This window comes from Candidatus Cloacimonadota bacterium (genome assembly GCA_028706475.1).
In the GTDB taxonomy this organism is placed as follows: domain Bacteria; phylum Cloacimonadota; class Cloacimonadia; order Cloacimonadales; family Cloacimonadaceae; genus UBA5456.
Map to the genome: position 1 here is coordinate 1 of JAQWBI010000046.1, position 13552 is coordinate 13552.

At 46.7% G+C, this 13552-nt stretch carries 9 protein-coding genes and 1 tRNA gene; 7 read left to right on the forward strand and 3 right to left on the reverse strand.

Annotated elements, in window-relative coordinates; genetic code table 11:
- Positions 1 to 188 precede the first annotated feature (188 nt).
- The gene (locus PHF32_07545; protein MDD4560570.1) at positions 189 to 839 is read right to left on the reverse strand and encodes a transposase; all 651 of its coding nucleotides are present in this window, start codon (positions 837 to 839) and stop codon (positions 189 to 191) included.
- A gap of 540 nt (positions 840 to 1379) precedes the next feature.
- On the opposite strand from PHF32_07545, the gene PHF32_07550 reads away from it, so the two are divergent.
- From PHF32_07550 to PHF32_07570, 5 genes are read left to right on the forward strand one after another with little or no spacing between them, the layout of a single operon-like run.
- Complete coding sequence (locus PHF32_07550; protein ID MDD4560571.1) at positions 1380 to 3041, forward strand: hypothetical protein; 1662 nt, start codon at positions 1380 to 1382, stop codon at positions 3039 to 3041.
- Complete coding sequence (locus tag PHF32_07555; GenBank protein MDD4560572.1) at positions 3038 to 4147, forward strand: glycosyltransferase; 1110 nt, start codon at positions 3038 to 3040, stop codon at positions 4145 to 4147. The genes PHF32_07550 and PHF32_07555 overlap by 4 nt, the downstream gene beginning before the upstream one ends.
- Positions 4148 to 4162: 15 nt before the next feature.
- Positions 4163 to 5200 (forward strand): MraY family glycosyltransferase, encoded by a 1038-nt coding sequence (locus tag PHF32_07560; GenBank protein MDD4560573.1) that lies wholly within the window; start codon positions 4163 to 4165, stop codon positions 5198 to 5200.
- Positions 5197 to 7680 carry a FlgD immunoglobulin-like domain containing protein gene (locus PHF32_07565; GenBank protein MDD4560574.1) on the forward strand — a complete coding sequence of 828 codons (2484 nt, stop codon included), beginning with the start codon at positions 5197 to 5199 and terminating at the stop codon, positions 7678 to 7680. The genes PHF32_07560 and PHF32_07565 overlap by 4 nt, the downstream gene beginning before the upstream one ends.
- A 5-nt stretch (positions 7681 to 7685) precedes the next feature.
- Positions 7686 to 8645, forward strand: a complete 960-nt coding sequence (locus PHF32_07570; GenBank protein MDD4560575.1) for a 3-dehydroquinate synthase — start codon at positions 7686 to 7688, stop codon at positions 8643 to 8645.
- Between the two features lie 3 nt (positions 8646 to 8648).
- Here the strand turns inward: PHF32_07570 and PHF32_07575 are convergent, their stop codons facing one another.
- Positions 8649 to 9767 carry an amidohydrolase gene (locus tag PHF32_07575; protein ID MDD4560576.1) on the reverse strand — a complete coding sequence of 373 codons (1119 nt, stop codon included), beginning with the start codon at positions 9765 to 9767 and terminating at the stop codon, positions 8649 to 8651.
- A 2-nt stretch (positions 9768 to 9769) separates the two neighbouring features.
- Positions 9770 to 10750, reverse strand: coding sequence for an aspartate-semialdehyde dehydrogenase (locus PHF32_07580; protein MDD4560577.1), 981 nt, complete (start codon positions 10748 to 10750; stop codon positions 9770 to 9772).
- Between the two features lie 116 nt (positions 10751 to 10866).
- Here PHF32_07580 and PHF32_07585 point away from each other — a divergent pair.
- Together PHF32_07585 and PHF32_07590 are read left to right on the forward strand one after the other, a co-directional pair.
- Positions 10867 to 10942 (forward strand) — tRNA-Arg (locus tag PHF32_07585).
- 30 nt (positions 10943 to 10972) lie between these two features.
- Positions 10973 to 12829: a ribonuclease catalytic domain-containing protein gene (locus PHF32_07590; GenBank protein ID MDD4560578.1), complete on the forward strand. Its 1857-nt coding sequence runs from the start codon at positions 10973 to 10975 to the stop codon at positions 12827 to 12829.
- The last annotated feature ends 723 nt before the right edge of the window (positions 12830 to 13552 follow it).

A 13552-nucleotide genomic window follows, 5' to 3' on the forward strand; every position in this document is an offset into this window, starting at 1 on the left:
GTGCTGCGGATCGTACCTCGTGCCTCTGGCCCGTTCTCGTAACCTCGTGCCTCTGGCACGTGGATAAAGTTATCCCTATTCAGCTCATTCTCTTGATGCTCCCAGAATCAACTTCATGAAAATTCACCAATCTCCCCGTTTGATTAGGCAAAGCTGGTTGAAGCTTGATTAGTTCTGGGCATTCATCTCTACGCATCGATGTTATTGAGCGAGTTGTCTCTCTCAAGGAGCAAAGAATTCCAATATAGATACTTATAATCCTGCCACTTTTCAACAATTCCCGCTTTAACAGGATTGTTTAGGATGTAATTCAGGACATTCCAATAATGATCTTCATCACGAATGATGCTGTCATAAAAGTTTTTGGCCCACACCGAGCCGGATTCTCTCCTAAGTTCATTTATCTTCTTTGCTGTAAAGGTTTTAAGCCCTCTTACTATATCCTGAAGCCTGGGGATAATGCCTTCAGAATTTGATATTGGCTGTATGAGGGCATGAATGTGGTTTGACATAATGCAATATGCATGTAAACGGTATTTCTTATCGTTGTAGAAATGCAGAGCGTCTTTGATGATGTACGCAATTTCTGAATCCGTCAGTTTGAATTCAGGGTGATTGTACTTTGCGAGTTCTGTGTCAAAAAGCTGATACTGCTGTTCATGGAGGAATCTTTTATCATCATCCAGTGCATGTGTTTTGTGCCATATATTGCTTTGTTCTTGAAGTAAATCCAGCAGTGCTTGAGGAATTGTCAGGTTTTGACGCCATGTAACGGATATTATGGAATTCTCTTCTTGCTTGTGAGGTAGAAAGCGTTTGTAATTTACGATTGGTTTCATTACTAAACCTTTACAATGATGGTTGTGCTTGCTATAGATTAAAATATACTGATGGTAGATTCAATGTTCAAGCATGTAGCGGGCTGTAGTATAGCTCTGTGATCACCCAGTTTTTCACGTGCCAGAGGCACGAGGTTACAAGAACGGGCCGGAGGCACGAGGTACAACAACTAGGTGCTTGCAACCACTATTTTGAGTGATAATCAAGTGTTGGATACGGCTTCGCCGCGTCACTTATGCAGTGAGAAGAGATTAGTCGCAATCCAATCGGGATTGGCCTTGATGTCAATGATTTTCAGACAAGTCCTTGAAAGAAATTTGGAGATTGCACATTGACACCTCAGGAGAGCTGCAATAACGAGAACGTGCCAGAGGTACGAGATACAACCGCAGCACTGCTGCACCGCTGAACTAATTAACTAAGAACAAAGAACGAACAAGCCCTCAAACGCCAAACGAAGTGGAACATTCAACAAACTCCTTGACTTTCAACATAGCTTTATTTGAGTGGCATAAACTGAATTGGTGGAAAGACACAGCATGATATCTATCTTCATAGACCATAAATTAGAACGATTTACACGTGAGATACGCTTTAGCTTCGATTTCATCTTCCAGGTATTGGGTTTTGCCCATCGTTATGTGACGGATCCTGAAGATCTAAAGCCTCAGGACATTGTGATACTCTACAGTCTCAGTGAACCGGATGAAGAGCAGATAAAGGCCTTGGCGCGTCATTACATTACCATCTATATAGCATGTGATACAAAGCTTTACGAGCCAAGCGGATTGAATCCGGAAGCTTTACGGAGGTACATGAAGGAGAAAAAGCTGCTGTATCCCACTCAGATCATCTGCAGTCGCGGTTTCAACCATGTTGCCGAGAATTACATTGATAAGGAGTTCAGCGGCGGCAAGATCAATTTTGACCTGGTTGGTAATGTGTTTTACCACATCTCCAGCAGGGAGCGGACTTACTACTCCAAGGCCGAGGGAGCGGAGCGCTTTGAAGAGGAAGGCAGCGCTTTTTACACACATCGAAACACTCCCACCGTGGATAGTCTGTTGTGGCTTCTGGAATCAATGATCAAAGAGCACGCGATACATAAAAAGCAGGCTCTGGCACAGAAGTGCCTGTGGCCGGAAGCGCAGACGTCGGCGGTGCTGCTTTCTCATAGCGTGGACGATCTGCAAAAGTGGAATTTACCCTCATTGATCCTCTCTATTGCGGATGATTTTAGCATGCTTATTACCTTAAAATTTCGGCAGCTCTTTCATGCGCTCTGGGGAAAGCTTCAATATCTCTTTACAAACTACGAACTGTATTGGAATTTCGACGAGTTTCAGGATCTGGAGCGTGAAAACGACTGTCACTCCACCTTCTTTTTGGGTACGGACAAGTGTGAAGACCTGGATTATGGTTTGGAGGATCCCGACCTGCAGGAAGAGATTCAGAAGATCATGGGCAGAGGCAACGACATCGGCTTGCTCTTGGCCAATGACAAGCTCAATCGCGACGACATGATGAGCCGGAAGCAGGTGATGTTGCATCAATTGGCGAAGGATCAGATCGGCATCAGGCAATTGGCGTACACGCAAAACAACGAACTCCGCACTTTGCACGACAAGATCAATCCGCTGTTCAGCCAGAGTTCTGCTTTCAAAGACAGTCCCGGCTTTTATGACGGCTCCAGCTTCCCATTCCATCCCTGGATAGGAGGCAAAGCCGGATATCTGATCCTGCCTACCACCTATCGGGATCAGTATCTAAGGGTGAATAAACACAAGATTCTGGCTTTGGACGATGCGAAGAATCAGATCAAGAGTTATTTCCATCAGATTCAGCGCACTCACGGCATTTTCGCCCTGGATTTCTCCCTGGCCTCCTACAGCGATATACATTATTGTCACAAGCTATATTCGTATCTATTGGGGCTTATCAAGTCCGCTCCCACTTGGATCAGCACTGCGCGAGAACTGAGTATCTGGTGGGAAAAACGAAACCGGGTGACCATCGCCGAGGGCGAATACGAGATCTCCGTGTATTTCGATGACGATATGGATCACTTCTGTTTACAAGTGTTTATAGATGGCAAAATCCGCGAGATTGACGGTGAAAAGGCCAGGATTGACGGCAACATCGTTAGATTCACGAACGTAAAGGCGAAATCTTTTGCCATCATCAGATTTGGGCACAAATGAAGAAGAGAATCCTGCATCTACAGCTATTACCCCTGCTCAGCGGTGCACAGCGCTTTAGCCTGCATTTACTGGACGGCTTGCCCGCAGATGAATATGAAATCTATGTAGCAGCCAAACCAGGCAGAGAGTTCGAAGATGCTGTGCTGGAAAGAGGATGGAAGTTTCTGCCTGTAAGCTCTTTTCGGCATCGGATCTCTGTGTGGGACATTGCTGCCTTTTTCGACATCCTGAGCATTATGCGTAGATACCACTTCGATATAGTACACACCAATTCCTCCAAACCGGGGATATTGGGACGGCTGGCAGCGCGTGTAGCGGGAGTGAAAAGGATCGTACATACAGCCCATGGAACGGCGTTTCAGGATTCTCAACCCGTACTTGTAAAGAGCTTTTATATGATGATGGAAAAGCTGGGCAATGCCCTAGGAGACTACACAGTGTTTGTGAACAATGTAGATCGCATCCGCTGTGTGGCGCTTGGCTTGATCCCGGAAAGCAAGGCCAAAAGCATCTATAATGCCATTGCTGAGGGAGCAAATCCTGTGCCAGATAGAGTGAAGCATACAGACGACAGCATCACGATCGGCTCCACAATCCGATTTTCCGATCAGAAGAATGTGCTGGCTTTGGTGATAGCCGCCTGTAAGGCCTGCATACGCGAGCAGAGATTGAGATTTATCCTCCTGGGCGATGGCGAGCACTATTCCTTGTGCCGCAGCATCGTAGCCAGTCATCGTTTGAGTGATCGCATACTGCTCCCGGGCTGGGATTCTCAGGTACAGCCGTGGTTGGCGGTGTTTGATGCTTTCATCCTCTATTCCCGCTGGGAAGCCATGCCCTACAGCATCATCGAAGCCATGCAGGCCGGTTTGCCGGTTATCGGTTCGGACATCCCATCCATTAGTGAGTTAGTGGTTACGGAAAGCGGCTGGCTAGTGCCTCTGGATGATGAGGAGAGCTTGGTTTCCAAGCTTGTGGAGATTGCCGCGAATCCGGAAGAAATAGTCCAAAAAGGAAGATATGCGCAGCAGTATATTAGACGGGTATGCAATTATGATGCGATGATCCGTGACTATCGCGCAATCTATGAGAGGAGAGGAGCCTAAAGGCCAGGATATTTTATGACCTTATACATCATCATCAGCAGTCTCGTGATCTTCTTCGGTACGCTCATTTTGGGGCCCTGGAACATGCGTTTTGCCACTCGGCATGGTATTCTGGCCATACCAGGAGAACGCAGGATTCACAAAACCAGCACTCCGGAAGCAGGGGGACTGTCATTTGGATTGCCCATTATTGCGGTGCAATTGGTTTTTGCCTTTCTTTCCCGGGGACAGGATATCAGCCGCTTCTTCTTTGAGCTCTCGATAACCGGGATTTTGGCCATGACTTTCGGGATTATCGATGACCGGTTTGAGAGTCCGGCGCGCATCAAGCTGGTGTGGCAAGTTCTTCTGGGCGTCATTATGTATGTGATAGGTTATCGGGTTTATTTTCTTACCAATCCTCTGGGATCGCATTTCGTACTGGGCTGGTTGTCGTTTCCGGTCACCGTGTTATGGTATGTGATAGTGATCAACGCCATAAACTTAATTGACGGCATGGACGGTCTGGCTGCGGGAATAGCAGCCATTGTGAGCATTGTACTGATGGTTTGCGGTTTACGCGAGGGGAATGTCCTGGTAATCGCGCTTTCCAGCTTCCTTTTGGCGGGAACATTGGCATTTCTTCGCTACAATTTCCATCCCGCAAAGATCTTTCTGGGTGAGACCGGATCGCAATTTATCGGTCTATACATCGCTGCGATTTCGACCGCCGGTTCAGCGCAATACAAGGGTATCACCTCACTTACGATGATGATCCCGCTCACAGCGCTGGCTATCCCCCTATTGGATGTGATGTTGGCTGTTTTTCGCAGATTGAAGGTGGGGCGCGTCTTCAAGGCGGATAAGGCTCATATCCATCACACAATGTTGGCTTTTGGGCTTTCTCAGAGAGTAATTTCGATTATCGTATATTTTGTAACCATGCTTTTTGGCCTGATCGCCATTGGCTTTTCATTCACCGATAAAAAGGTACTATTTTCCCTGTTATTGGTGCTATTGGCATTAATCGTAATAGTCGCATATATCTTCATGCGAATGGAGCAAAAAAGATGAAAAGAGTCTTTCTTTTGGCCTGGATCCTGTCTGCCGCCTTTCTCAACGGTCAGCAGTGGCAGATAATAAACAATGTGAATCATGTCTATGATATAGATAAAGAAGGCAATAACATCTACTTTTCCAGCTGGGGCGGAGTCACGGAAATAGAGGGTGCAGACGCTTTGCATCTTTCTGAATACGAGCATATACGGCAGTTGGGCACCGGTGACGGCTTAGTGTCAAACGACATCCGCAATCTGGCTTTGATCAATTTCTCCGAGAGCTTGTGGATGGGCTCCAGTCAGGATGGAATTAGCAGTTTAAATGCTAATGGGATCTTGAATGTGGATGAAGAATTGGGGCTACCCTCCTCACGCGTAAACCGCTTATTGGAAGTGGATTCACGGATACTAGTGGCAACGGAGCAGGGACTTTCTGTGTTTTATTACCTGGATAATGTAAGTTTCCCATTGATCTTGCATCAATACAATAGCATGAACACTGGAGGGGGGCTGCCCAGCAATAATATATCCGACATGGTATTGAGTGATGATAATATCCTGTATATGGCGCATGAGCTGGGCGTTAGCTATGTCCCCCTGGATTCTCTGGAAGTAAATTCTGCCTGGAAGAGCCTTAGCACAGTCCCCCCCTTCCCCATCAACAATGATTTGAAGCTCAGCACAAATGCAGAGTTTATTGTTCTATCTGCTTACGGCCGGATCTGGATAGGAGACCCTGCGAGCGGCAATTGGCAGGTATTTAAGCCCTATGACAGTAACAGTCAATGGCCAATCTCCGCAATTCATCTGGACGGAGAAAACAAGCTGTGGGTAGCTTATGGCGATTGGGACAATGATCTGCTGCGTTACGATTCTCCTACTGACACATTATTGACCAGATTGGATTTGACGAATGGGAATGTAACCCAATGGAAAAAGGACACAGCTGGATTTGGCTTCAATCACGTCTCACGCATCAAAGAATTTGACGGGTATATATATATCTGTACCTGGGGAGACGGAATCGCACGATTCCGAGACGATGAGTGGGAATACTACAATCCGGATAACATCGCTTTTCCGAAGATTACGATGAGTAAAGTAGATCAGAATAATGCACTCTGGTTTGCCAGTGGCATCATCGGCGACAATGTGGTACGCAAGGGCACTATGGGTGTAAGCGCTTATAAAGATGGGCATTGGCTTAGCTTCAATAGAGACAACAGCCCCCTGCATTCGAACAACATCCTGAATCTGGAAGTTGACGGGCAGAATCGTAAGTGGTTTGGCGCTTGGTGGACCAGCTACAATCTCACTGGAAACCGTTTTGGCTTAAGTATTTATGATGAACCTAAAGACTCCTGGCTGTGGATGAGTCATGAAGGAACCAGAAAATGGGATAAAGACTTACAAGGCTGGGGACCGATTATAACAGGTGGCCCGAATTTGCTTACCAGCACCATCGGTGGTATTTATCGGGATCTTTATGACAATATGTTTGTACTCAGTTATGATGGCGGAATAAATGTATTGACCACCACCGCAAACAGCATCGCGCTTCACAGCACATTTCACTTGCCCAATGCTCCCCATCAGCGTGTGTTAAACGCCTATCACAATGGCAGACAGTACTTTTTTGGCACAGAATACGACAACGGTCTTTCGATCTGGAACAACGACAGCATCCCGGTGGAAGATGGCGGGCATTGGCTGGAACCAGGTGAGATCGTGCCTGAGCTGAGGGAAGGCAAAATATACGGTGTAGCCAGCGTGGAAGTTCCCCACAGTCCCAGCGGTTGGCAGCACTTCGTGGCCAGCGGTACCGGCTTGTATATGTGGGATGAGTATTCCTGGTACAAATATGACGTATATATCAAGCGTTATCGCTATGACTTCACCTCTTATACCTGGGTAAACGACACCCTGTATTACGCTGATGAAGAGCGCATTTTTGGCAGTAAAAGAACCTATCCTCTATCCATCTACGGCGATCCTTTCGGCAGAATCTGGATTGGCAGCGAAGAGAACGGTCTTTCCATGTATGATCCTATTCGCGAACGATTTACAAACTATTATCAGGGCAATTCACCTCTGCTATCAAATCAGATCATTTCTCTGGGTTACGATCCTCTGGAAGGTAGATTGTTGATTGGTACCACAGAAGGTCTCAATACTCTTCGTATCGGCCGTACGGTAAAGCCGGAAACAGACCTGGAAACGCTGAAAGCATTTCCCAATCCCTTCCGTCCCGATGGTCACACTTATGTGCAGATAGTGAATTTGCCCAAGGACAGCATGCCCGCTGGTAAGAACGAATGCCGCATCTACAGCGCTTCCGGACAATTGGTGAAGAAACTGGACGAGAGCCCCTTCTCCCGCTTTGAGTGGGATGGCAAAAACAACAAGGGCACGATAGTTTCCAGTGGCATTTACTTCTTTGTGGTTACGGACAGCGATGGAAAATCTGCCCGAGGCAAGATAGCTGTAATTCGATAACGAGAATGCCGCATGCACAGATAAGCCCGGATAACCTTGAGATACAGGAACATCTACAGTATCCTCAGTATGGTCTGATTGTTTGCGATGCCAATCTATACAGCTTGTATCCCTCCTACTTTAGTTTAGGAAACCTACCGCTCATTCAGCTTGAGGCATCAGAAGATACCAAGGATCTGGATAGTGTCTACCGTTTATACGAGTTCTTTTGTGAGTCTGGACTTACGCGAAGCAGCGTAGTGCATGTCTTTGGCGGCGGAGTAGTGTGCGATATTGCTGCTTATGCTGTATCCACATACAAGCGCGGTTGTCGCCTTCATTTGTATCCATCCACGCTTTTGGCCATGGTGGATGCCGCCATCGGAGGAAAGACTGGGCTGAATTTCCAGGGCTACAAGAATCACATCGGCTCATTCTATCCGGCAGAACGCATCGTTTTGCATCCCTGTTTTTTACACAGCTTACCCGCAGACGAGTTACGTCAGGGTTATGCTGAGATGATGAAAAATCATCTGCTGTGGGGGCAATTGCCATTACCGGATTGGGAGGGACAGATACCCGATGTGGAAGAAATCCTAAGCCATGCTTTATACAAAGTGTCGATCTGCATGAAAGATCCCTTTGACGAAGCTGAACGGCAAATCTTGAACTTTGGACACAGCTTTGCCCACGCTCTGGAAGGTCTCAGCAATTATGAGATCAAGCATGGAGATGCGGTTGCCCTGGGCATGAACATGGCTTGTGATCTGAGTATGGAATTGGAGCTCATCGACACTGCACGATATGATGTACTGAAAAACATCCTGCAGCAATATCCTTATCCGGCTGCAGCGCTTGATATTGCTGCCAAACAAAGCTTTCAGGATATCCTCCCCTGGCTAAGGCAAGATAAAAAGAACAGCGTTGCGTTGCGGCTTATTTTGCCGGTGGGAGATCAGATCAAAGCGGTTGAGATAAGCTTGTAGCGCTTAGCTTTGCAATAGGCCCCACATCACATTGGCTCCCACTTCAATACAGTCGTCATCCGGCAAGAAATACCCGGAGTGCAGGGGCATATCGCTACCACTGCCCAGCCAGAACAGCAAGGCTGGATACATGGAGCTGAAAAAGCCGAAATCCTCACCTGTCATCACAGTCTCTGCAGGAAGATAGGAGTAATCCATCTGGTTACAAATCTCTCTTAGGTTGCTCTCCAATTCAGCGTTATTCACCACAGGATCATAAGTACCCAGCAGGCGCAGTTCCGTCTGGGCTCCAATGGCATCGGCAGCAGCCTGAGCATGTTTTTGGATCAGAGTATTCAACCGGTCTCTCATCGCTTTGGATAGAGTACGGTGAGTGCCTTCCATCAGGCATTCATCGGCGATGATATTGCGAACCTGCCCGGCGCTCATCTTTCCTACATGGAAGATCACGCGCTCCTCACGTGAGAGGTCTGGTATCTCCTTCAGAAGTTCTTCATAGAAGTGCATCCCGGCAGCAAGGGCGTTTATCCCCTTTTCGGGAAAAGCCACATGGGATGCTTTGCCAACGAATCTCAGGTCAAATTCCTGCGGGATCCCAAAGAAGATACCGGATTTTGAACTGATAGTGCCCACCGGTAGATCACTGCCAACATGCAGAGCGAATGCAGCGCGGATGTCATAGCCCTGCAGGATGTTTTCGTTTATTATGCTTTCTGCTCCACCATGGCCTTCCTCGGCAGGTTGAAACAGAAATAGCAGGTTTTGGGCAGGATGATACTGCTGTACCTTTTGGATCAGAGCCATCAGAACCGCCATGTGTACATCGTGACCGCAAGCATGCATCAAACCGGGGTGAATGGAAGCAAAGCTGCAGCCGCTCTTCTCGATTGTGGGCAGGGCATCCATATCCGCACGGAATAGTTTATAATTGTCCTGGGTCTTCCCATTGTTGTATTCCACCAGGATACCGTTGGAATTTTTGAACTCCAATATCCTGAACAAGCTGCCCGGAGTAATGAGTTCTTGCAGTTGCTGCATCAGGAATGCCTTGGTCTTGTATTCGTCATAAGCCAATTCAGGTATCTGATGCAGATGGTGGCGGATATGAATGGGATCGAGCATAATCAGTTTATCCCGTTTATCTCTGCATGAGCAATCAGGATGTTCACTGCGTTGGCAGCCGCACCAATGCGTACATTGTGTCCTACATTCCAGAAGCTCAAGGAGTATTTATCTACCCCAAAACGGAGTCTGCAGACGTGGGCTTCGTTGGAATTACCAATCCCCAGTGGAGTGATATAGCTGTTTTCATGATATCGGATAGCCGGGGCTTTACTGAGGAGAGAGGCGGCTTCTTGCAGATCCACCTCCCGTTCAAATTCGGCATATACGGCATTGGAATGGCCATATATCACCGGTACTCTCACGGTAGTAGCACTTACTTGGATATTGTCGTTACATAGTATCTTGCGAGTTTCATTGAGCATCTTTTCTTCTTCATTGCTGTAACCGTTGTCCAAAAACACACCAATTTGAGGAATCACATTGAGGTCGATTATCTCTGGATAAATGCCCTTTAGCTGTGATCCGTGGCGTTGATTTTCCAGAGTAACAATACCGTTGTGTCCGCTGCCCGATACTGCCTGATAAGTGGATACGATCACTTTGCGAAGCCCAAAAGCCCGGTCTAAAACTGCCAATGGCAATACCATCTGTATGGTGGAGCAATTGGGATTTGCAACGATTCCGCGATAGTCTTTCAACTGAGACGAATTGATCTGGGGAACTACCAACGGGATATCGGTATCAGTTCTGTATGCGGAAGAATTGTCGATGACCACCGCTCCAGCTGCGGCTGCGATGGGAGCATAGGATCGCGCCACTCCCCCACCGGCAGAAAAGAATACATAATCATAATCCCTTTTGAGAGATTCTTCATCCAGAACTTGTACTTCCAGGGGTTTGTCCATATAGTAGAGCATACTGCCCTGGGATTTTTCGGAAGCATACAAATCCAGTACTTCCGGCTGCAGGTTCTGTTCCTCCAAGCAGTTGATCATCATTCTGCCGACCTCTCCGGTGGCACCTACAATGGCTATTTTCATATCAGACATTCCTTTGATCTATCCATTAATGGGGCCATAGTGGCGGATAGCAGAGTTTTGTCAATGTAAACTTGACGAATCTCCACCATTCAAAAAGCTTGCATCTTGATATGAGTGCCCCTGTAGCTCAGGGGATAGAGCAGCGGTTTCCTAAACCGTTGGTCGGAAGTTCGATTCTTCCCAGGGGTGCCATTTACTTCAAAGCAGGTAAAAGGCAGAAAAATGAAACAGCAAATCCCAACCGGTCAGGAAGCAGTAGGTCACACTGTAGCGTTTTACGACCAGGGTTCTTTGCACCTTGGGCTTGTTGCTGCTTTGGAAGCTGAAAACTATAACATCCTGTTGCTGGATAAGCAATACCGGATCATCAATCCGTCCAGGATAATACTTTGCAGCAAGGCTTGCTATCCCCCTCTGGAACAGAGCCTCGCGGATTTCGTTCATCAACTGCAATTGCAAGAACTGCCGGAGCTTACGGTCTCCACAGAGGGACAGAGCTTTGAAGATATCGCCCAAGCAAATCGGATTACCGGAGATTTCCAATTGTTTGCTCTTTTACTATTTCTGAAGGACAATCCTCAGATCTATCTGCAAAAGCATGATCTCTATTATCGACGCACACCAGAAAGCGAAGCCAAGTATCTGAGAGACATGAAGAAGCAGGAAGTAAGGCAGCAATATTTAGATGCAGTGATTAGACTTGCACATCACCCCGAACAGAGCCCGGATCCAGGCTTGAGGGCAGATCTTTTACTCGATTTGCGACTGCTCTTGCAAGGAGAGCGAATAGACGATCTCGCCAAAGCTTTGAAGAATGCAGGGAACATCAATCCTGCCTGGCTCAGAAAGGCTTTGGGCGACACGTTATCCCTGCCTGATCCTCCCATGTTGGAATCTGGATTGCCCATAGCATTTATCAAAGAAGACTGGGCTACTGGTTTGAGAACACCTCATATCGCTACTAAACCCATTACTGCATTCTGCATTGATGATGAAGGCAGCCGGGATTTTGATGATGCTCTCAGCTTGGAAAAAGATGAAGAGGGATATCTTCTGGGCATCCACGTGAGCAATTTGGCGGATTACTTTGACCGGAACCACGCTTTGTTCTTAGAGGCAAAAGCCAGAATATCTTCCTTATATCTTCCTTCCGGGATAGTACCGATGTTGCCCCCGCTATACTCCGAACGTATGTTTTCTCTGAATGCCAATCAAGATAAGGCTGTACTTAGTCTTTTTGTCCGCTTTGATACCAATTACAATATGCTGGAGAGCAACATTGAGATGACAAGCATCCGGGTGATGAAAAACTATAGCTACAGAGATGTTGATCGGGCAATGCAGCATGATGCCTGGCAGCCCCTTTTCCGCATCGCAGACGCACTAAATACTCAAAGAGAACCAGTGGAAAAGAATGATGCACAGCGATATATATACAATCTGGTAGCAGATGCCCAAGAGCTGCAGTTCAAGCGAATTGATCTTTTCAGCCCCTCCCGCAGGATGATCGAAGAAATGATGATTCTATACAACCGCTTCCTTGCGGATTTCACTATAAAGCACAATATTCCAGTGCTATACCGGAACATCAAGCAGATCTATGATGAAGAAAAGCAATGGCAAATCAGCACAGCCTATCTGAGTACAGAAGCAGGATTTCACCCCGGTATCGGCGCAGAGGCATATTTACATGTCACCAGTCCGATCCGGCGTTTTGTGGATTTAGTAAACCAGATGCAGGTAGTGGGATTCCTTCGCAAAGAGGTTCCTGCTTTTACCACCGATGACCTGGATCAACTAATTCCGGTTATCGATAAACGGCTTTTACTTCTGAGGGAAACGGCTCAGCGTTCAGAGCGCTACTGGGTACTCAAATATGTAGAGCGGTACCTTCTCCATACTCCTATGGAGGGCTGTCTGAAAGCCGTGATCAACGGAAAGTACAGGGTGGAATTGCTGCCTTGGAGCAAACAAGTATTCGTGGCTCTGGATGCCATTCCGCAGAACGACATTTTTACCTTTGCTGTTTACGACATAGATTGGGACAAGATGCTACTCAAAGCCGATCTGATCTGTTAACCCATATAATACACTGAAGTAATATGGAGTTGAAAGAGCCTATCCAGGTTTTGAATTATGTATTTTTTTGCAGCTCTTTCGACTTCCTGTGATCAAGTGTAGCAAAAGCAGTTGAAGTCCATTCGGCAGTGTATTTTTCGTGGGTAAATTATGTCTTTGCCGAATTAGCTCCATCTTTCGTATTATCCGAGTTCAACTCATTACAAACATAGAATCTGCGTCATCTGTGTGCATCCTCTCTGCTTCAAGCAGTGCTGAAGCAGATATAAAGCTGTTATCAAGCAATCGTCACTCGATGATAACCCGATGATATCAGGTTCATATCAAGATAAAGCAAAGGGCATAAAGGATGGGTGTCCGAATCAACCAATAATCATTGTACTAAGGGCTAGTCTATATGCTAGAGTATTCAATACGGCAAGATGCCGTGTCCACACTGCGAAGGGCTTTGCTAAAGCTACGAACCCTTGCTATGATATGCCGTCCTCAGGGTTATCCTGCTATATTTGATTTTGTATCAAATGCCGAATTATGGAAGTTTACCTCACGAAAAAACCCCGGCTTGAACCGGGGTTTTTATGTTTAATTTGTTCTGATTATTTTAAGTTTGTATCATATGACCATAGGAGTAAGCTATCAGAAATAAGGAGACTCTTATGGACAAGATTAAGTCAGAGCAAGGATATGGCGTGCAGCGACTGAAATCGAAGGACGCTCGCAGTG